General features: G+C 76.6%; 19 protein-coding genes. 8 read left to right on the top strand and 11 right to left on the bottom strand.

The annotated features are described in order from the left end of the window. Positions 1-45: 45 nt before the first annotated feature. From pcaB to pcaC, 3 genes are read left to right on the top strand one after another with little or no spacing between them, the layout of a single operon-like run. Positions 46-1,389, top strand: coding sequence for a 3-carboxy-cis,cis-muconate cycloisomerase (pcaB, locus tag ACI79Z_RS15005; protein ID WP_456903079.1), 1,344 nt, complete (start codon positions 46-48; stop codon positions 1,387-1,389). Beyond that, complete coding sequence (gene pcaD, locus ACI79Z_RS15000; protein WP_387989996.1) at positions 1,386-2,165, top strand: 3-oxoadipate enol-lactonase; 780 nt, start codon at positions 1,386-1,388, stop codon at positions 2,163-2,165. The genes pcaB and pcaD overlap by 4 nt, the downstream gene beginning before the upstream one ends. Next, positions 2,162-2,578: a 4-carboxymuconolactone decarboxylase gene (pcaC, locus tag ACI79Z_RS14995; RefSeq protein WP_456903078.1), complete on the top strand. Its 417-nt coding sequence runs from the start codon at positions 2,162-2,164 to the stop codon at positions 2,576-2,578. Before pcaD ends, pcaC begins: the two co-directional genes overlap by 4 nt. A 9-nt stretch (positions 2,579-2,587) precedes the next feature. Here pcaC and ACI79Z_RS14990 read toward each other — a convergent pair whose 3' ends face one another. Continuing rightward, the gene (locus ACI79Z_RS14990) at positions 2,588-2,794 is read right to left on the bottom strand and encodes a hypothetical protein (protein WP_387990002.1); all 207 of its coding nucleotides are present in this window, start codon (positions 2,792-2,794) and stop codon (positions 2,588-2,590) included. 165 nt (positions 2,795-2,959) lie between these two features. Here ACI79Z_RS14990 and ACI79Z_RS14985 point away from each other — a divergent pair, with 165 nt between their 5' ends. Continuing rightward, a complete protein-coding gene (locus ACI79Z_RS14985; protein ID WP_456903077.1) occupies positions 2,960-3,334 on the top strand; it encodes a VOC family protein in 375 nt (124 codons plus the stop codon). Positions 3,335-3,368: 34 nt separating this feature from the next. Here ACI79Z_RS14985 and ACI79Z_RS14980 read toward each other — a convergent pair whose 3' ends face one another. After that, entirely contained in the window at positions 3,369-4,544 is a 1,176-nt protein-coding gene (locus tag ACI79Z_RS14980; RefSeq protein WP_456903076.1) for a DUF222 domain-containing protein, read from the bottom strand. Between the two features lie 168 nt (positions 4,545-4,712). Between ACI79Z_RS14980 and ACI79Z_RS14975 the strand changes: the two genes are divergently transcribed. Both ACI79Z_RS14975 and ACI79Z_RS14970 read left to right on the top strand, forming a co-directional pair. Next, complete coding sequence (locus ACI79Z_RS14975) at positions 4,713-6,173, top strand: benzaldehyde dehydrogenase (RefSeq protein ID WP_387990010.1); 1,461 nt, start codon at positions 4,713-4,715, stop codon at positions 6,171-6,173. Positions 6,174-6,228: 55 nt separating this feature from the next. Then, positions 6,229-7,095 carry an intradiol ring-cleavage dioxygenase gene (locus tag ACI79Z_RS14970; protein ID WP_456903075.1) on the top strand — a complete coding sequence of 289 codons (867 nt, stop codon included), beginning with the start codon at positions 6,229-6,231 and terminating at the stop codon, positions 7,093-7,095. Here the strand turns inward: ACI79Z_RS14970 and ACI79Z_RS14965 are convergent. Genes ACI79Z_RS14965 through ACI79Z_RS14955 form a run of 3 tightly spaced genes read right to left on the bottom strand, consistent with a single transcriptional unit; the run spans position 7,092 to position 9,267 of the window. Then, entirely contained in the window at positions 7,092-7,925 is an 834-nt protein-coding gene (locus tag ACI79Z_RS14965) for a 5-oxoprolinase subunit C family protein (protein ID WP_387990016.1), read from the bottom strand. The genes ACI79Z_RS14970 and ACI79Z_RS14965 overlap by 4 nt on opposite strands. Further along, the gene (locus tag ACI79Z_RS14960) at positions 7,919-8,518 is read right to left on the bottom strand and encodes a 5-oxoprolinase subunit B family protein (RefSeq protein ID WP_456903074.1); all 600 of its coding nucleotides are present in this window, start codon (positions 8,516-8,518) and stop codon (positions 7,919-7,921) included. The genes ACI79Z_RS14965 and ACI79Z_RS14960 overlap by 7 nt, the downstream gene beginning before the upstream one ends. Further along, the gene (locus ACI79Z_RS14955; RefSeq protein ID WP_387990022.1) at positions 8,518-9,267 is read right to left on the bottom strand and encodes a LamB/YcsF family protein; all 750 of its coding nucleotides are present in this window, start codon (positions 9,265-9,267) and stop codon (positions 8,518-8,520) included. Before ACI79Z_RS14955 ends, ACI79Z_RS14960 begins: the two co-directional genes overlap by 1 nt. A 120-nt stretch (positions 9,268-9,387) precedes the next feature. Here ACI79Z_RS14955 and ACI79Z_RS14950 point away from each other — a divergent pair, with 120 nt between their 5' ends. Both ACI79Z_RS14950 and ACI79Z_RS14945 read left to right on the top strand, forming a co-directional pair. Further along, positions 9,388-10,440 (top strand): chemotaxis protein CheB, encoded by a 1,053-nt coding sequence (locus ACI79Z_RS14950; RefSeq protein WP_387990025.1) that lies wholly within the window; start codon positions 9,388-9,390, stop codon positions 10,438-10,440. A gap of 78 nt (positions 10,441-10,518) precedes the next feature. Further along, on the top strand, positions 10,519-12,474 hold the full coding sequence (locus ACI79Z_RS14945; protein WP_456903073.1) for a CheR family methyltransferase: 1,956 nt from the start codon (positions 10,519-10,521) through the stop codon (positions 12,472-12,474). On the opposite strand, the gene ACI79Z_RS14940 is transcribed toward ACI79Z_RS14945, so the two are convergent. Genes ACI79Z_RS14940 through ACI79Z_RS14915 form a run of 6 tightly spaced genes read right to left on the bottom strand, consistent with a single transcriptional unit; the run spans position 12,455 to position 18,013 of the window. After that, on the bottom strand, positions 12,455-13,756 hold the full coding sequence (locus ACI79Z_RS14940) for an ANTAR domain-containing protein (protein WP_456903072.1): 1,302 nt from the start codon (positions 13,754-13,756) through the stop codon (positions 12,455-12,457). The two genes, ACI79Z_RS14945 and ACI79Z_RS14940, sit on opposite strands and share 20 nt — an antisense overlap. Next, the gene (locus ACI79Z_RS14935; RefSeq protein WP_456903071.1) at positions 13,753-14,133 is read right to left on the bottom strand and encodes a hypothetical protein; all 381 of its coding nucleotides are present in this window, start codon (positions 14,131-14,133) and stop codon (positions 13,753-13,755) included. Before ACI79Z_RS14935 ends, ACI79Z_RS14940 begins: the two co-directional genes overlap by 4 nt. Before the next feature lie 60 nt (positions 14,134-14,193). Next, positions 14,194-15,678 (bottom strand): amino acid permease, encoded by a 1,485-nt coding sequence (locus tag ACI79Z_RS14930; RefSeq protein ID WP_456903070.1) that lies wholly within the window; start codon positions 15,676-15,678, stop codon positions 14,194-14,196. A 59-nt stretch (positions 15,679-15,737) separates the two neighbouring features. After that, entirely contained in the window at positions 15,738-16,586 is an 849-nt protein-coding gene (gene pdxY / locus ACI79Z_RS14925) for a pyridoxal kinase PdxY (RefSeq protein WP_456903069.1), read from the bottom strand. Between the two features lie 36 nt (positions 16,587-16,622). Next, on the bottom strand, positions 16,623-17,030 hold the full coding sequence (locus tag ACI79Z_RS14920; protein ID WP_456903068.1) for a four-helix bundle copper-binding protein: 408 nt from the start codon (positions 17,028-17,030) through the stop codon (positions 16,623-16,625). After that, on the bottom strand, positions 17,027-18,013 hold the full coding sequence (locus tag ACI79Z_RS14915) for a beta-carotene 15,15'-dioxygenase, Brp/Blh family (protein ID WP_456903067.1): 987 nt from the start codon (positions 18,011-18,013) through the stop codon (positions 17,027-17,029). The genes ACI79Z_RS14920 and ACI79Z_RS14915 overlap by 4 nt, the downstream gene beginning before the upstream one ends. Between the last annotated feature and the right edge of the window lies 1 nt (position 18,014).

The following is an 18,014-nucleotide window of genomic DNA, read 5'->3' as shown; positions in this document are numbered from 1 at the left end:
CTGCCGTCCGAGCGAGACCCCGCGGCCGCCGGTAGGAAGGACGCCGTGACAGGTCTGTTCGCCGGCACCTTCGCCCGCGGCGGTGCGGCGGCGGCCGTGTCCGACGACGCCTGGTTCCGCGCGCTGCTGGAGGTCGAGGCCGCTCTCGCCCGCGCCGCCGCCGCGGCGGGCCTGGTGCCCGCGACGGCCGCCGACGCCGTGACCGCCGCCTGCGCCGACCCCTCGCGGCTGGACCTCGCCGCCGTCGTCGCGCACGCCGCCGACGCCGGCAACCCGGTGCCGCCGCTGGTGCGGGCGCTGCAGGCCGCGGTGGGGGAGCGCGACGCCGTCGCCGTGCACGTCGGCGCCACCAGCCAGGACGTGCTCGACACCGCGCTGCTGCTGCTCGCCCGGCGGGCGGTGGCGGCGCTGGACGCCGACCTGGCCGCGGCGGCGGAGTCCTGCGCGGCGCTGGCGCGGGCGCACCGCGACGACGTGGTCGTCGGCCGGACGCTGATGCAGCAGGCGGTGCCGACGACGTTCGGGCTCAAGGCCGCCACGTGGCTCGCCGGGCTGGACGGCGCGCGGCTGCGGCTGGCCGAGGTGGTCGCCTCGCTGCCGGTGCAGTACGGCGGCGCGGTCGGGACGCTGGCCGCGTCGCGGGGCGCCGGGACGGCGGTGCGGGCGGCGCTGGCGGAGGAGCTGGGGCTCGTCGCGCCCGCCGTGCCGTGGTTCACCACGCGGCTGCCGGTGGCCGACCTCGCCGGGGCGCTGGGCGCGGCCGCGGGCGTGGTGGCGACGGTCGCCGTCGACGTGGTGCTGCTGGCCCAGTCGGAGGTGGCCGAGGTCGCGGAGATCGGCGAGGGTCCTGCCGGTCAGGCGCGGGGCGGGTCGTCGGCGATGCCGCACAAGCGCAACCCGGTGGCGGCGATCTCGGCGCGGGCGTGCGCGCGGCGGGCCCCGGGCCTGGTGGCGACGCTGCTGGGCGCGATGGAGCAGGAGCACGAGCGGGCCGCCGGCGCGTGGCACAGCGAGTGGCCGACGCTGACCGACCTGCTCGTCACCGTCGGGTCGGCCGCGTCCTGGCTGGCGGAGAGCCTGCGCGGGCTGCGGCCCGATGTCGGCCGGATGGCCGAGGCGGTGTCCGCGGCCGGCGAGGGGTCGTTGGCCGGCGCGCTGGCCGATGCGCTGACGCCGGAGCTGGGGCGGGCGGCGGCGCACGACGCGGCCGCGGAGGCCGCGCGGCACGCGCGCGAGACGGGCCGGACGCTGGCCGAGGTGGTGGCCACGCGGACCGACGTCGACGTCGCCGCGGTGCTGGCCGCGGCCGCGCCGGACGTGGGGGAGGCCGGCGCGCAGGTGGACGCCGCGCTGGCCGAGCACGAGCAGCTGGTGGAAGGGGCACCGTGACCGCGGTCGAGGTCAGCTACACCGAGGACGGGCCGGCCGACGCGCCGGTCGTCGTCCTGTCCAACTCGCTGGGCGCCACCCGGGGGATGTGGGACCCGCAGGTGCCGGCCCTGGCCGAGCGCTACCGCGTGGTCACCTACGACACCCGGGGGCACGGGGAGTCGCCCGCGCCGGCCGGGCCGTACACCGTCGACGACCTGGTCGACGACGTCCTCGCGCTGCTGGACCGGCTCCGGGTGCGGCGCGCGCACGTGGCGGGGCTGTCCCTGGGCGGGATGACGGCGATGCGGCTGGCCGCGCGCGAGCCCGAGCGGGTGGGCCGGCTGGCGCTGCTGTGCACCTCGGCGAGGCCGGAGCCGCAGGGCTTCCTCGACCGGGCGGTGCAGGCCCGCTCCGGCGGGACCGCGCCGCTCGCGCCGGCGATCGTGAGCCGCTGGCTGACCCCGGCCTACGCCGCGCAGCACCCGGACCTGGTGGCGCGGCTGGAGGCGATGATCGCCGGCGCCGACGACGAGGGGTACGCCGGCTGCTGCGAGGCGGTCGGGCACTTCGACGCCCGCGAGGACCTCGCGCGGATCACCGCGCCCACGCTGGTGGTGTCCGGCGCGGAGGACCCGGCGCTGCCGCCGCCGCACCAGCAGCTGATCGCCGACGGGATCGCCGGCGCCTCGCTGCTGTCGGTCAGCCCGGGCGCGCATCTGCCCAACCTGGAGCAGCCGCTGGAGGTCACCGGCGCGCTGCTCGGCCACCTCGACGCCGCCGGGGGTCACGCGTGAGCGACGCGCCGCTCGACCCGGACGACCTCACCACCGACGAGGCCCGCCGCGAGGCGGGGATGCGCACCCGGCGCGAGGTGCTCGGCGACGCCTGGGTGGACCGGGCGGTGGCGAACACGACGCCGTTCACCGCCGGGTTCCAGGACTTCATCACCCGGGTGGCGTGGGGCGACGTCTGGCAGCGGCCGGGCCTCGAGCGGCGCGAGCGCAGCATCGCCACGCTGTCGATCTGCATCGCGCTGCGGCACTGGGACGAGTTCGCGCTGCACGTGCGCGCCGCGGTGCACAACGGCCTGACCGAGGACCAGATCGCCGAGGTCGTCCAGCACGCCGCCGTCTACGCCGGCGTCCCGGCCGCCAACCACGCCTTCAAGGTCGCCGGCCCGATCCTGGAGGAGATGCGCGCCGGCTGACCCGGGCCCTCAGTCCCCTCCGGCGGGCTCCGGGGGGCTGGGCGTCAGGGCGATCGCGGCGACGGTGACGAGCCCGACGAGGACCGTCGCGGTGACCTCGTCGTCCAGCCAGTGGTGGAGGAGCGCCGCGCCCAGGCCGACGAGGACCGCGAGCAGCAGCCGGCTCCGGATCCCGTCCAGGTACGCCCCTCCCGCCTGCACTCCTCCGGCCCTCATGAGCAGGACGGTAGGTGGGGGACGGGACGGTGCCGGGCCGTCCGGGGGCGTGCCGCGCAGGCGTTCGAGGGGCGCGGTGCGTCGTCACGGGGAGGAGCGCTCCGGTCGCCGCCCGCCTCCCGGTGGTGCCGTGCCCCGTCACTGCGCGGGTGCAGGCTGCCGGGCATGGCCGACTCCTCGCCCCGGCACCGGCACCACGCCATCGACTACGTCGAACTCGCCGTGACCGACCTCGACCGGACCCGGCGCTTCTACGCCGACGCCTTCGGATGGCGGTTCACCGACTACGGCCCCGGCTACGCCGGCATCCAGGACCCCGACGACCCGGCGGAGGAGGTCGGCGGCCTGCGCCTGGACGACGAGGTGCGCGCCGGCGGCCCGCTCGTGCTGCTGTACTCCGCCGACCTGGACGCCTCCGTGGACGCCGTCACGAGCGCCGGCGGCCGCGTCGTCGACGGCCCGTACGCGTTCCCCGGCGGGCGCCGGTTCTCCTTCACCGACCCGAGCGGCAACCAGCTCGGCGTCTGGTCCGAGACCTGACGGCGGGAGGGCGCGCCAGGGCCCCCGGGCGCGCTCAGGCGGCGGGCGCCAGCAGTGGTGCCGGGGTGGTGATCTCGGTGCCGTCGGGCCGCCAGGTGCGCCAGGTCCCGGTGGGTTGTCGTTCCACGCGGAAGCCGTGGTGGACCTTGGTGTGGTGGCGCTCGCAGAGCAGCGCCGAGTTCTCCAGTGACGTCTCGCCACCGTCGATCCAGTGGACCAGGTGGTGGACATCGCACCACCAGGTCGGGGCGCCGCAGCCGGCGAACACGCACCCGCCGTCGCGCAGTTCGGCGGCGCGGCGGATGTGGCGGCTCATCAGCCGCCGCTCCCGGCCGAGGTCCAGGGGTGCGCCGTCGGGGCCGAACACCACGCGGGAGATGGCGCCGTCGCAGGCCAGCCAGCGGGCTCTCGCGGCGGAGATGGTGGCGCCGAAGCCCATCCGCCCGGCGTTCGGCCGCCCGGCCGGATCGACCAGGTCCTCCACGTCGATGACGACGGCGATCTGCGGCTTGTGGCCGCGCAGCTGCGGCAGCGAGCCGGCGGCCAGGGCGTTGTCGGCGACCTGCACCAGCGCGTCGCCGAGGCGCTGGGCGCGGGTGCGCTCGTCGCCGGCGGGGCGGTCGGCCTGCACGTGCGCCTCCAGCGCGGTCTGCAGCCTCTCCCCGCCGACCGCGTCCAGGTGCCCGCGGAAGGACAGCGACCCGTCGGCGTGCCGGGCCAGCGTCAACGACCGCCCCTCGGTCGGATCGGGCTCGAGCCCGTCGGGATCGAGGGCGTTGCAGTAGTGCTGCACCACCTGGACCAGGTCGGCGTGCGACTGCTCGACCGCCACGCCGGTGAACGCCACGTCGATCACCGCCAGGTCCACCCCGGCGGCCGCGGCGGCGGTGAGGCGTTCGGGGGTCACCGCCCGTGTCGCGACGGTGACCTGCTCGGCGGACACGAGACCGGCGTCGTGCGCCTCGGCGAGGGCGGGCAGGTGCTCCAGCGCCCGCCCGGTGCGCACCAGGCGCGACGCCTCCGCCGTCGACAGCCGGCAGTGGCCGCGCAGCCACGAGGTCATCGACGTCAGGCCGTCGCGCTCCGGCGCCTGGGACAGCTCCGCGGCACGGACCGCGCGGGCGAGGCGGGCGTCGATCCGGTTGCGCTCGGCGACCAGCGTGGCGACGTCGTCGAGGACGTCACCACTGCACAGTCCACCCGAACACATGATCGAAGTTTACGGGGTCCGACGACCGCCTGCACCCTGAATCCCCAGGTCAGCGGTCCGTCCACAGACCTCGCCGACCCCTTGCGCGGCGGTCACGGGACACCTCCGCCAGGATCGCAGGCGCAACGGGAAGCAGCGGGACCATCAGCAGGACGAGAGAGGGACGACGTGGCACTCCTGGACGACGGCGCGTGGCAGGGCAAGGTCTGGACCGGCGCCTGGACCGACGGGTCCGGCGGCACGTACGACGCGGTGGAGCCGGCCACCGGTGACGTCATCGCGCCGGTGGGGAAGGCGACTCCCGAGGACGTCCACGCGGCAGCCGAGCGGGCGGCGGCAGCCCAGCGCGCCTGGGCCGCCGCCCCGTTCGAGGAGCGCGCGCGGGTCCTGCGCCGGGCCGGCCAGGTGCTCGAGGACGCCGCCGACGAGATCAAGGGCTGGCTGGCCCGCGAGTCCGGCGCGATCCAGCCGTTCGGCGACTTCCAGGTCCACACCAGCGCCCAGGAGTGCTACGAGGCCTCCGCCCTGCCGAGCCACCCCTACGGGGAACTGCTGCGCACCGGCGCCCCGCGGCTGAGCTTCGCCCGCCGCGTCCCGGCCGGCGTCGTCGGCGTCATCGCGCCGTTCAACGTGCCGACCATCCTCGCGATCCGCGCGATCGCCCCGGCGCTGGCGCTCGGCAACGCCGTCGTCCTCAAGCCCGACCCGCGCACGGCCGTCTCCGGCGGCGCCGTCTTCGCCCGCGTCTTCGAGGAGGCCGGGCTGCCGGCCGGCGTCTTCCAGGTCCTGCCCGGCGGCGCCGACGTCGGCGAGGCGCTGGTCACCGCGCCGCAGGTGCGGGTCATCGCCTTCACCGGTTCGACGAGGGCCGGCCGGGCCGTCGGCGCGCTCGCCGGGCAGCACCTCAAGCGCGCGCACCTGGAGCTCGGCGGCAACTCCGCGCTGATCGTGCTGCCCGACGTCGACGTCACCGCGGCGGCCAGCGTCGGCGCCTGGGGCACGTTCAGCCACCAGGGCCAGATCTGCATGGCCACCAGCCGCCACCTGGTGCACGAGTCGATCGCCGAGGAGTACACCGCCGTCCTCACCGAGAAGGTCGAGAAGCTGCCGGTCGGCGACCCGTTCCGCGAGCAGGTGGCGCTCGGCCCGCTCATCGACGCCGGGCAGCGCGACCGCGTGCACGGCCTGGTCACCGCCAGCGTCGAGCGGGGCGCCACCGTGCGCACCGGCGGCACCTACGAGGGGCTGTTCTACCGGCCGACCGTCCTCGGCGGCGTCGCGATCGACCACCCGGCCTACCAGGAGGAGATCTTCGGGCCGGTCGCCCCGGTGACGCCGTTCTCCAGCCTCGACGAGGTCGCCGGGCTCGCCGCCGGCACCGAGTACGGCCTGAGCCTCGGCATCCTCACCCGCGACGTCTACGCCGGCCTCGAGCTCGCCGAGCGCATCCCGTCCGGGCTCGTGCACATCAACGACCAGACGGTCAACGACGAGGCGGTCGCCCCGTTCGGCGGCGTCGGCGCGTCCGGCACCGGCTCCCGGCACGGCGGGCCGCAGGCCAACATCGAGGCGTTCACCGAGACCCAGTGGGTCACCCTGCGCGGCGACCTGCCCGCCTACCCGTTCTGAGCGCCCGGGGCCGTGCACTTCCGCGCAGGTGCACGGCCCCGGGAGAGTGGCCGGCATGCACGAGCTGTTCAGCGAGGAGCGCTCGGCCGACGTCGTCGCCGCCAGCTTCGCGGGCACCCCGGACCCCCGGCTGCGGCAGGTGGTGACGTCGCTGGTCCGTCACCTGCACGCCTTCGTCAAGGACGTCGAGCTGACCGAGGAGGAGTGGGCCGCGGCGATCGACTTCCTCACCCGCACCGGCCACACCAGCGACGCCGTGCGGCAGGAGTTCGTCCTGCTCTCCGACGTCCTCGGCGTCTCGATGCTCGTGGAGACGATCAACCACCGCAGCGGCGGCACCGGCACCGAGTCCACCGTGCTCGGCCCCTTCCACCAGGTCGAGTCGCCGGAGCGGCAGCTCGGCGACGACATCGCCCTCGACGGCAAGGGCGCCCCGTGCCTGGTCTCGGGGCGGGTCACCGGCCCGGACGGCGAGCCGCTGGCCGGCGCCACCGTCGACGTCTGGCAGGCCAACGCGGACGGCTTCTACGACGTCCAGCAGCCGGACGTGCAGCCGCCGGGCAACCTGCGCGGGCTCTTCACCGCCGGCGAGGACGGCCGCTTCTGGTTCCGCTCGGTCGTCCCGCGCTGGTACCCCATCCCCGACGACGGCCCGGTCGGGCAGCTGCTCGCCGCCACCGGCCGGCACCCCAACCGGCCCGCGCACCTGCACGTCATCGCCGCGGCGCCGGGGTACCGGCCGGTGACCACGCACGTGTTCGTCGCCGACAGCCCCTACCTCGACTCCGACGCGGTGTTCGGGGTCAAGGAGAGCCTCGTCCGGGACGTGCCCGAGGTCGACGACGCCGGGCGCGCCGCCGCCCTCGGCCTGCCCAACCCCTTCCGCACCCTGACCGTCGACGTCACGCTGCTGCGCGCCTAGCGCCGGAGCCGCAGCGACTGCCCCGGGCGCAGCTGCGCGCAGCGGTCGACGTCGCCGTCGGCGACGTAGCCGGCCACCGGGTAGCCGCCGGTCACCGGCGCGTCGGCGAGGAACAGCACCGGCTGCCCCGACGGCGGCACCTGCACCGCGCCGCGGACCAGCCCCTCGCTGGCCAGCTCGCCCCCGACCGCGCGGTCCAGCCGCGGGCCGGCCAGCCGCAGCCCCACCCGGTTGCTCTGCGCGGTGACCGTCCACGCGGCCGAGCCGAGCGCGTCCAGCGCCGCCCCCGTCAGCCAGTCGGCGCGCGGGCCGGGCAGCAGCCGCACGGTCACCTCCCCGGCGGGCGGGTCGGCGACCGGCGCGAGGTCGACGCCGGGCAGCGGGCCGGCGGCGTCCCCGGCCGGCAGGACGTCCCCGGCGCGCAGCGGCGCCGGCCCGAGGCCGGAGAGCACGTCGGTGGACCGCGAGCCCAGCACCGGCGGGACGGCGATCCCGCCGCGGACGGCGAGGTAGGTCCGCAGCCCGGCGGCCGGCGTCCCGAGCGCCAGGGCCGCCCCGGCGCGGAGCAGGCCGGGTGCGGCGTGCACCGGCGACCCCGGGCACCGCGCGCCCGTGGTGACGACGAGCAGGTCCGCCCCGGCGCGCACCACCAGCCCGCCGAGGGTCACCTCCAGCACCGCGGCCGCGGGGTCGTTGCCCACCAGCCGGTTCGCCAGCGCGGCCGCGGCGCGGTCGGCGGCCCCCGACCGGCCCACGCCGATCCCGCCGAGCCCGGGCCGGCCGCGGTCCTGCACCGTGGTCAGCGGGCCGGGGGACAGCACGGTCAGCACGGCACGAACCGCACCCGCACGCCCGGGCGCAGCAGCGCGGCCGGGTCGCGGGACAGGTCGAACACCGCGACGTCGGTGCGCCCGACCAGCCGCCACCCGCCCGGCGACGCGCTCGGGTAGACCCCGGTGAACCCGCCGGCCAGGCCCACCGACCCGGCCGGCACCCGGGTGCGCGGGGTGGCCAGCCGCGGCACGTCCCAGGGCGGCCCGTCGGGGACGCAGTAGCCGAACCCCGGCGAGAAGCCGCAGAACGCCACGGTCCACTCCCGCCCGCTGTGCGCCGCGACGACGCCGTCGGGGTCGGTGCCCAGCAGCTCCGCGACGTCGGCGAGGTCGGCGCCGTCGTAGCGGACCGGCAGCTCGACCCGCTCGCCGGTGCCCGCCCGGCCGGGCCGCCACGGCAGCCGCTCGAGCGCGGCCCGCACGTCGGCGAGGTCGCCGTCGGCCACCACCAGCACCGTCCGCGCGGCCGGGACGACGTCGACGACGCCGGGCAGCGCCCGGTCGCGCAGCGCGGCGGAGAAGCCGAGGACGGCGTCGAGGTCGTCGAGCTCCACCAGCAGCGCGGACGACCCGCTCGGCAGGACGCGCATCAGGCGAACGGCGCCAGCGCGACGCCGGCGCCGGTGAGCGCCGCCCGCACCTCCCGGGCGATCGCCACCGCGCCCGGGGTGTCGCCGTGCACGCAGATCGAGTCCGGCGCCAGCACCAGCGGACCGCCGTCGACGTCGGTCACCGGCTCCCCGGCGGCCATCGCCACGCACCGCCGGGCGATCTCGCCGGCGTCGGTGAGCACCGCACCCGGCTGCCGGCGGGGGACCAGCGTGCCGGCCGGGGTGTAGGCGCGGTCGGCGAACGCCTCGGCCACCGTGGGCAGCCCCGCCTCGCCGGCCAGCCGCAGGAACGCCGAGCCCGGCAGCCCCAGCACGGGCAGCGACCTGTCGTACGCGGCGACGGCGGACACCACGGCCGCGGCCTGCTCCTCGTGCGCGACGACCGCGTTGTACAGCGCCCCGTGCGGCTTGACGTAGCGCACCCGCGTCCCCGCCACCCGCGCCAGGCCGTCGAGCGCGCCGAGCTGGTAGAGCACGTCGGCGGCGAGCTCGTCGGGCGCGGCGTCGAGGAACCGGCGGCCGAAGCCGGCGAGGTCCCGGTAGGACACCTGCGCCCCGATCGCGACGCCGGCGTCCGCGGCCTGCGCGCACACCCGCCGCAGCGTCAGCGGGTCGCCGGCGTGGAAGCCGCAGGCGACGTTCGCGCTGGTCACCACCTGCAGCATCGCGGCGTCGTCGCCGAGGGTCCACGCACCGAAGGACTCCCCGAGGTCGGCGTTGAGGTCCATGACGACATCCTCGCGGGCGACCCGCGCACGCCACGCGGTCAGCCGGCCGGGAGGCAACTACGGTTCCGTTGACGCCCCCGTGAGCCAGGAGGGCGTCCGGCACGGAGGAGGCGGTACCGGATGCACCGCGACCTGGTGGTGATCGGCGCCTCGGCCGGCGGCGTCGAGGCACTGCGCGACCTGCTCGCCGGCCTCCCGCGGGACCTGCCCGCGGCGGTCCTGGTGGTGCTGCACATGCCCTCCAGCGGGCGCAGCGCGCTGCCGGCCATCCTCGCGCGGGTGTCGGCGCTGCGGGTGTCCGCGGCCGAGGACGGGATGCGGCTGGAGCCCGGCACGGTCGTCGTCGCCGTGCCGGACCGGCACCTGATGGTGGCCGACGGCCACGTGCAGCTCTCCCGGGGACCGCGCGAGAACGGCTGCCGGCCGGCGGTCGACGTCCTGTTCCGCTCGGCCGCCCGCGCGCACGGCCCCCGGGTGGTCTCGGTCGTCCTGTCCGGCGCGCTCGACGACGGCACCGCGGGCACGATCGCCGTCCGCGCCCGGGGCGGGGCGACCGTCGCGCAGGACCCGGGGGAGGCCCTCTACCCGAGCATGCCGCTGCACGCGGTGGAGGTCGGCGGGGCCGACCACGTCGCCGCACTCGCCGAGCTGCCCCGGCTGCTGGACCGGCTGGTGCGCGAGGAGGTCGACGCCGTCGCCCCGGCACCCACCCCCCTCATGACGACGGAGACGGAGATGGCCCGACTCGACGGCGAGGCGATGGACGAGGACGCGCGGCCGGGGACGCCGTCGGGCTTCGGCTGCCCCAGCTGCCACGGTGCGCTGTTCTCGATCAGCGAGGGCGGCATGGAGCGGTACCGGTGCCGCGTCGGCCACGCCTGGTCGCCCGAGGCGCTGGCCGCCGAGCAGGCGCAGGCGCTGGAGGGCGCGCTGTGGATGGCGCTGCGCGGCCTGGAGGAGCGGGCGGCGCTGAGCCTGCGCATGGGCCTGCGCGCGGAGGACGGCGGACACCGGCACAGCGCGCTCGCCTTCCGGCGCCGGCACGACGAGGCGCTGGGGGCCGCCGCGCTGCTGCGGAACCTGCTCGAGCGCGGTGCGCTGAACGGCGAGGGCGTCCCGGACCAGGTCGACGACGAGCTCGGCGACCCCGCCACGGGCGCGGCGGGGGCCTGACCCGTGGCCGAGCAGAGACGGCGGGACGGGGACCTGGTGACCGACGACGGGACGACCTCCGACCCGGGCGGAGGCGACGTGACGAGCGACGACCTGCCCGCCCGCGACGCGGCGGAGGACGACGACCTGCTGGTCGACGACGCCGAGCCCGACGACACCGAGCCCGACGACACCGAGGCCGCCGCCTTCGTCGACGCCGCGGCCGGCATCGACCCCGACTTCGAGTCGCTGCTGGTGTACCTGCGCGAGCGGCGCGGCTTCGACTTCACCGGCTACAAGCGGCCCAGCCTGGTCCGCCGGGTGCGCCGGCGCATGGCCGAGGTCGGCACGACGTCGGTCGCCGAGTACCAGGACTTCCTCGAGGTCCACCCCGACGAGTTCGCGCCGCTGTTCAACACGATCCTCATCAACGTCACGAGCTTCTTCCGCGACCGCCCGGCCTGGGACCACCTGCGCGACCAGCTGCTGCCGGGCCTGCTGGCCTCCGCCGGCCCGCGGATCCGGGTGTGGAGCGCCGGCTGCGCGTCGGGCCAGGAGGCCTACAGCCTGGCGATCCTGCTGGCCGAGGCGCTCGGCATCGACGAGTTCCGCGAGCGGGTGAAGATCTACGCCACCGACGTCGACGAGGAGGCGCTGGCCCAGGCCCGCCAGGCGCTGTTCACCGAGCGCGAGATGGCGGGCCTGACCCCCGAGCAGGTGGAGCGGTACTTCACCCAGGAGGGCACCCGGTTCGCCTTCCGCAAGGACCTGCGGCGCTCGGTCATCTTCGGCCGCAACGACCTCGTGCAGGACGCGCCGATCTCGCACGTGGACCTGCTGCTGTGCCGCAACACGCTCATGTACTTCAACGCGGAGACCCAGAACCGCATCCTCGGCCGGCTGCACTTCGCGCTCGCCCCGCACGGGCTGCTCTTCCTCGGCAAGGCCGAGATGCTGCTCTCGCACGCCCAGCTGTTCGTCCCGGTCGACCTCACCCGCCGGTTCTTCCGGAAGCGCGACGGCGGGGGGCAGGCAGAGCACCGGGCGGTCCCGGCCGTCACTCGCAGCGACCTCGACGGCGGGATCGGCGACCTGTCCCGGCTGCGGCGCCAGGCGATGCTCGCCTCCCCGGGCGCGCAGCTGGTCCTCGACACCGACGGCCGGCTGGCCCTGGTCAACCACCACGCCCAGCGGCTGTTCCACGTCGACGAGCGCGACGTCGGCCGGCCGTTCCAGGACCTCGAGGTGTCCTACCGCCCGGTCGAGCTGCGCGGCGCGATCGCCGAGGCGGTGAGCGGCCGGCGCGCCGTGTGGCTGCGCGGCGTGGAGCGGCACCAGGCGGGCACGGAGGCCCTCGTCTTCGACGTCCAGGTGGTGCCCCTGTCCCGCGAGGACGGCAGCCCGCTCGGCGTCACGGTCGTGTTCGAGGACGTCACCCCCTACCGGCGGCTGCAGCGGGAGCTGGAGTACGCCAACCGGCAGCTGGAGACGGCCTACGAGGAGCTGCAGTCGACCAACGAGGAGCTGGAGACCACCAACGAGGAGCTGCAGTCGACGGTCGAGGAGCTGGAGACCACCAACGAGGAGCTCCAGTCGACCAACGAGGAGCTGGAGACGATGAACGAGGAGCTCCAGTCGATGAACGACGAGCTCCACACGGCCAACGAGGAGCTGCGCGCCAGCACCGACGAGGTCGCCACGCTCAACGAGTTCATGAGCGGCGTGCTCTCCAGCTTCCGCGCCGGCGTCGTCGTCGTGGACCGGGACCTGCGGGTGCTGGCGTGGAACGCCGCGGCCGAGGACCTGTGGGGCCTGCGCCAGGACGAGGTCAGCGGCCAGTACCTGCTCAACCTCGACATCGGCCTGCCCGTGTCGAGCCTGCACCCGCTGCTGCGCCGGCAGGTGGCCGGTGAGGGGCCCTCCCACGAGACCGTCGAGCTGCGCGCGGTCAACCGGCGCGGGCGGCCGGTGCAGGTCCGGGTCACGGTGAGCGCCTTCGCGCCCCGCGCCGGGCAGAGCGGCGGCGCCGTCGTCCTCATGGACCCCGTCGACTGATCAGTGCGGCGGCGATGACCTCGTCGGCGTGTCCCTCGACCACGAGCTGGGCGAGGTCGCGGACCTTGACGTTGAGCCGGTTGCTGAGGGTGACCAGCCGGGCGAACGCGTCGTCGGCGTCGACGCCGAGCCGGCCCATGAGCACGCCCTTGGCCTGGTCGATGACCGCCCGCGACGCCAGCGCCTGCTCGAGGTTGGCGGTGAGCCGGCGCAGCGCCTCCCGCTCGCCGACCTCCTGCAGCACGGCCGCGAGGGCCACCGCCACCAGCTCGGCGATCCGCCGGTCCGCCGGCCCGAAGGCGTCCGCCCGGGACGAGTAGACGTTCAGCACGCCGGTCGGCTCGCCCGTCAGCGCCAGCGGCACCGCGAGGACGCTGCGCACCGGGCCGACCGCGGCCAGCCGGGCCAGCGCCGGCCAGCGGGGATCGGCGCGCAGGTCGCCGGTGGCGACGACCTCGCCGGTGGCCGCGGCGTCCAGGCACGGTCCCTCCTCGGCCCGCATCTGCCGGGCGTCGGCCTCCTGGGCGACCGTGGAGTCGCTGCCCAGGTACCGCGGCGCCGCGGGGGAGCCGATGGTGATGCTCACCCAGCTCGCCGCCGGGACGGCGGCCCGGGTGAGCGCCGCCATCCGGCCGAGCAGCTGTTGGCGGTCCCCGTCGGTGCCGGCCAGCCGGGTCAGCTGGGTGAGCGCCTCGGCCACGGTGACCGGCGTGCCGTCCCCGTCGCGCGAGGCGGGCTCGCCGGTGGGGACCTCGGTCGGACCGAGGGGGATGCCGCTGTCGTCGGTGACCAGCACCCAGCGGATCCGCGCCCGCAGCGCCTCCGGGTCGACCACGTCCGGCGCGCCGAACAGCTGCCCCGCGGCGCTCGCGCCGCGGCGACCGCGGACGGTGACCGGGGCGCGGTACTCGGCGGCCTGCCCCGACCCGAGCCCGCGCAGCGCGGACCGGAGGCCGGGCACGTCCCGGGGCTCGAGGTAGACGGTCAGCGGCTTGCCGGCGAGCCGGGCGACGGAGACCCCGACGAGCGCGGCCAGCGCCGGGTTGACCTCCACCAGCTTCCCCGCGCCGTCGGTCACGAACAGTCCGACCGGCAGGACCGCGGCGACGTGCTCGTGCCACCGGCGCTCGCCGTCGAAGCGCTCGACCAGCCGGGCGATCTCCTCCTGCTGCGCGCGCAGCTCCTCCTCGGCGACCCGCAGCTCCTCGTGCGCGACGGCGAGCTCGGCGAGGTCGTCGACGACGCGCGGGGCCGGCAGCGGGCGCAGCGGGTCGGTGCTCACGGCGAGGACTCCCGGCCGGCCTTCCCGGCGTCGGCGGCCGCCTGCCGCCGGTCCTCCTCGGCCTCGTCGCGGTGGTGGGCCGCCTGGCGGCGGTGCTCCGCGGCGTCGCCGATGCCGCGGTCGGCGGCGGCGTCGTGCAGCCGGGCCGTGCGCTCGTGCAGCTGCGAGGAGTGCTCGTGCCGCGCGGCGGCGCGGTGGTGGGCCGCCGCCGCGCGGACGGCGGAGTCCTCGGCCGCCTCCTGCGCCGCCCGGACGTCGTGCTCGGACGGGACCTGGCCCGAGTCCAGGCGGAGCAGCCGGTCGGCCAGCTCGCGGGTGCGCCGGCCGGCCGCCTCCGCGCGCTCGGCGGCCTCCCGCGCCCGGTCCTCAGCGGTCATGGGCCCATCGTCCTCGCCCGGGCCGCCCGTCGCACGCGTGTCGGGCACGCCGACCGGCGGTCACGCACGCTCGGCGGCCCGCTCCCGTGCGGCCAGACGGACCCGGGAGTGCCGGTAGCCGTAGGCCACGTACACCAGCATCCCGAGCGCGAGCCAGGCCAGGAACCGCAGCCACGTCTCGATGCTCAGGTTGAGCATCAGGTAGAGGCAGGCCAGCGCGGCGAGGGCCGGCAGCACGGGGGAGAAGGGCACCCGGAAGGGCCGCTCGAGCTGCGGGCGGGTGCGGCGCAGCACCGGCACCGCGACCGCCACCAGCAGGAAGGCGAACAGGGTGCCGATGCTGACCAGGTCGGCCAGCGTCCCGAGCGGCACGAACGTCGCCAGCACCAGCACCAGGACGGCGAACAGCAGCGTGACCCGCGCCGGGACGCCGGTGCGCGGGCTGACCCGGGCCACCGCCGGCGGCAGCAGCCCGTCGCGGCCCATGGCGAACCCGATCCGGCCGATGGTGATCAGGTCGACCAGGATCACCGAGGTCAGCCCGGCCACCGCGGCGATCGACACCAGCGACGACGCCCAGCCGAGCCCCACCTGGTCGAACGCGTCGGCGATCGGCGCGCCCTCGTCGATGTCGGTGTACTCGACCATCCCGACGACGACGAACGCGACGCCCACGTAGAGCGCCGTGGCCAGCCCGAGGGTGCCGAGCAGGCCGAGCGGCACGTCCCGCGCCGGGCGCCGGGTCTCCTCCGACAGGTTGGCCACCGCCTCGAAGCCGGTGTAGGCGAAGAAGACGACGGCCGCCGCGGTGAGCACCCCGCCGACGCCGAACGCGACCGGCTCCAGCCCGGCGATCACCTCGATGAGCGGCCGGGTCAGCCCGCTGCCGGTCTCGGCCGGCTCCGACGGCGGCACGAACGGGGTGAGGTTGGCGCCGCGGACGAACCAGACCCCGGCCAGGATGACGAACAGGCAGACGGCGACCTTGACGACGACCAGCACGCCGGTGACCCGCGCCGACTCGCGGATGCCCAGCACCGCCACGAGCGTCAGGACGACGACGATCGCCGCCGCGCCCAGGTTCACCGTGGCGGTCTCGCCGAACAGCGACGGCGGCAGGTCCAGCAGGTTGCCGACGTAGCCCGACCAGCCGCGGGCGACCACGGCCGCGCCGAGGGCGAACTCCAGGAACAGGTCCCAGCCGATGATCCAGGCGACGACCTCGCCGACCGTGGCGTAGGTGTAGGTGTACGCGCTCCCCGCCGTCGGCACGGCCGAGGCCAGCTCGGCGTAGCAGACCGCCGCCAGCAGGGCGACCAGCCCGGCGACGGCGAAGGAGACCACCACCGCCGGGCCGGCGCTGTTCTTCGCCGTCACGCCGGTGAGCGTGAAGATCCCGGTGCCGATGACGATGCCGATGCCGAACCCGACCAGGTGTCTCGCGGACAGCCGCTTGCGCAGGTGCCCGCCGCCGTCGGGCGCCCCCTCGTCGTCCCCGGCGTCCGCGCGGACGGCCTCCACCGACTTCGTCCGGAACAGGTCCACGGGGGGACGCTAGGTCGGTGCGGGCCCGCTCGCTGGGTGAGAGGAGGGGTGGTCCTCCGTCAGACCTCGTCGACGGGGAAGGTCCGCGACGGGGACACGAACTCGTCCTGGGCGGCGACCAGCAGGATCTCCCGCGAGCCGGCCTCCTCGGTGCGCCGCAGCAGCCCCCAGACGCTGGCCGCGGCCCGGCCGAGCGCCTCGCCGGCGGAGCGGGTGTCCAGCCAGTGCGCGAGGAACAGCGCCGCGATCGCGTCGCCGGCGCCGTTGACCGACACCGACAGCCGCGGCGTGCGCACGCGGAAGTGGCGGCCGCCCTCGGAGGCGAGCAGGTCGACGGCGTCGTCGGGGGTGTCGTCGGCGACCAGCGACGTCGTCAGCACCACCCGCGGGCCCAGCGCCTGCACCGCGGCGACGGCGTCCTGCACCTCGGCGAGCGTGCGGGTCGTCGTCCGCGCGAGCAGGTCGAGCTCGTAGTGGTTGGGGGTGACGACGTCGGCCGCCGGGACGGCGACCTCGCGCATGAACTCCTCGATGCCCGGCCGCACGAACACGCCGCGGCCGACGTCGCCGATGACCGGGTCGCAGGCGTACACGGCGTCGGGGTTGGCCGCGCGCACCCGCCCCACCGTGCCGACCACGGCGTGGCCGATGTCGGCCGAGCCGAGGTAACCGGACAGGACGGCGTCGGCGGTGCCCAGCACGCCGCGGTCGGCGATGCCGTCGACGACCTCCTCGATCGCCTGGCCGTCGAACACCCGCCCGGTCCACGCGCCGTAGCCGGTGTGGTTGGAGAACTGGACGGTGTGCACCGGCCAGACCTCGACGCCGAGGCGCTGCAGCGGGAAGACCGCCGAGGAGTTGCCCACGTGGCCGTAGGCGACGTGCGACTGGATGGAGAGGACGTTCACCACGGGAGCACACGCTGCCATGCGCCCGCGGGCCGGTCAGCCGAGGGTGGCGACCAGGTCGCGGCAGGCCTGCTCGCAGCGCCGGCAGGACTCCGCGCAGACCCGGCAGTGCTCGTGCATCCCGGAGTGGGAGGCGCACTCGTCGCCGCAGGCGCGGCAGGCGGCGGCGCACGCCTCGAGGACGGTGCGGGTGAGGTTCGCGTCGTACCCGGTGTGCCGGGACAGCACGCGCCCCGTCGCCTCGCAGACGTCGGCGCAGTCCAGGTTCGTGCGGATGCACTTCCGGAGCTCGGCGACCATCTCCTCGGACAGGCAGGCGTCGGCGCACGCGGTGCACGCCTGCGCGCACTCGACGCACGCCTCGATGCAGGCGGTCAACCGCTCGCGGTCGATGCCGCCGAGGTCGGCCGGGTAGGTGTCGAGCATCTGGGCGGCGACGGTCACGTCGGTCTCCGTTCCCTGCGTCGGGCCGGGGCGGCGGGCGCCGTCCCGGGCGGCGGGTCCCGGCGCGCCGTCCGGTCGAGCCGGGCAACGACGAGCGCGTGCGGGAGCGTGAGCGCCGCCAGGACCGGCAGGGCGGTGGCCAGGGACCCGCGCCAGCCTCCCGCGGCCGGCCACAGCAGCGCCAGCACCGCGAGCACCGCCAGGGTCGGCAGCGCCGCGGCGGCGGCGAACCGGCGCAGCGGGGCGCCGAGCCGGCCGCGGGCCAGGTCGTCCGCGTCCGCCGGGTCCGCGGCGACGAGGCGGGCGACGTGGCGGACGGCGTGCCAGCAGCCGAACCACACGCCGAAGGCCGCGAACGGCGGGACGACGAGGACGAGCACCAGCAGGGCGGCGACCTCGGCGGCCTCCAGCCACCGCCCGGCCAGCAGCCGCTCCGCGGCCAGCGCGGCGGCCGCCGGGAGCACCGTGACCAGCACCGTCGTTACGACGGCGGCCGGCAGGACGCCGCTGCTCCCGGGCACGACCGCGGCCACGACCGGCGCCGCCTCGTGCGTCCCGCGCGCCAGGGGGACGAGCAGCACCAGCGCGCCCAGCACCGCCGACGCCGTCGCCTGCCGGTGCACCGGGCGGCCCGCCCGCAGGTCGGCGAAGGCGGTCTCCCCGGTGCCGAAGTGCCAGGTCGCCACGAGCACGAAGACCAGCAGCCCCGGCCCCGGCGCCGCCCGGAACAGCAGCCACCCGGCGGCGGCCACGGCGGCGTAGCCGAGGGCGACCAGCGCCGGCCGCGGCAGCCGGGAGCCGGGCGCCAGGTGGTCGACCGCCCCGTGCGGGAGGCCCAGCAGCAGACCGGCCACCAGCGGCAGCCAGGCCAGGTCCCCCCAGCCGACGGTGACCTCGACGGCCACCACCGCCGCCACCGCGGTCAGCGAGACGGCGGTGGCGGCCCGTGCTGGAGCCGCGAGCGGTCCGGCGGGCGACGGCACG

The organism is Geodermatophilus sp. SYSU D00663, assembly GCF_054050655.1.
The sequence above is the reverse complement of the archived record's forward strand: the minus strand, read 5'-3'. Positions and strand labels throughout refer to the sequence as shown.

Bases quoted from the DNA above. Each gene is read 5' to 3' on its own strand.
- ACI79Z_RS14950 (WP_387990025.1), top strand. From the start codon at position 9,388: ATGCACCGCGACCTGGTGGTGATCGGCGCCTCGGCCGGCGGCGTCGAG.
- ACI79Z_RS14960 (WP_456903074.1), bottom strand. From the start codon at position 8,518: ATGCGCGTCCTGCCGAGCGGGTCGTCCGCGCTGCTGGTGGAGCTCGAC.
- ACI79Z_RS14970 (WP_456903075.1), top strand. From the start codon at position 6,229: ATGCACGAGCTGTTCAGCGAGGAGCGCTCGGCCGACGTCGTCGCCGCC.
- ACI79Z_RS14980 (WP_456903076.1), bottom strand. From the start codon at position 4,544: ATGTGTTCGGGTGGACTGTGCAGTGGTGACGTCCTCGACGACGTCGCC.
- ACI79Z_RS14985 (WP_456903077.1), top strand. From the start codon at position 2,960: ATGGCCGACTCCTCGCCCCGGCACCGGCACCACGCCATCGACTACGTC.
- ACI79Z_RS14935 (WP_456903071.1), bottom strand. From the start codon at position 14,133: ATGACCGCTGAGGACCGGGCGCGGGAGGCCGCCGAGCGCGCGGAGGCG.
- ACI79Z_RS14955 (WP_387990022.1), bottom strand. From the start codon at position 9,267: ATGGACCTCAACGCCGACCTCGGGGAGTCCTTCGGTGCGTGGACCCTC.
- ACI79Z_RS14990 (WP_387990002.1), bottom strand. From the start codon at position 2,794: ATGAGGGCCGGAGGAGTGCAGGCGGGAGGGGCGTACCTGGACGGGATC.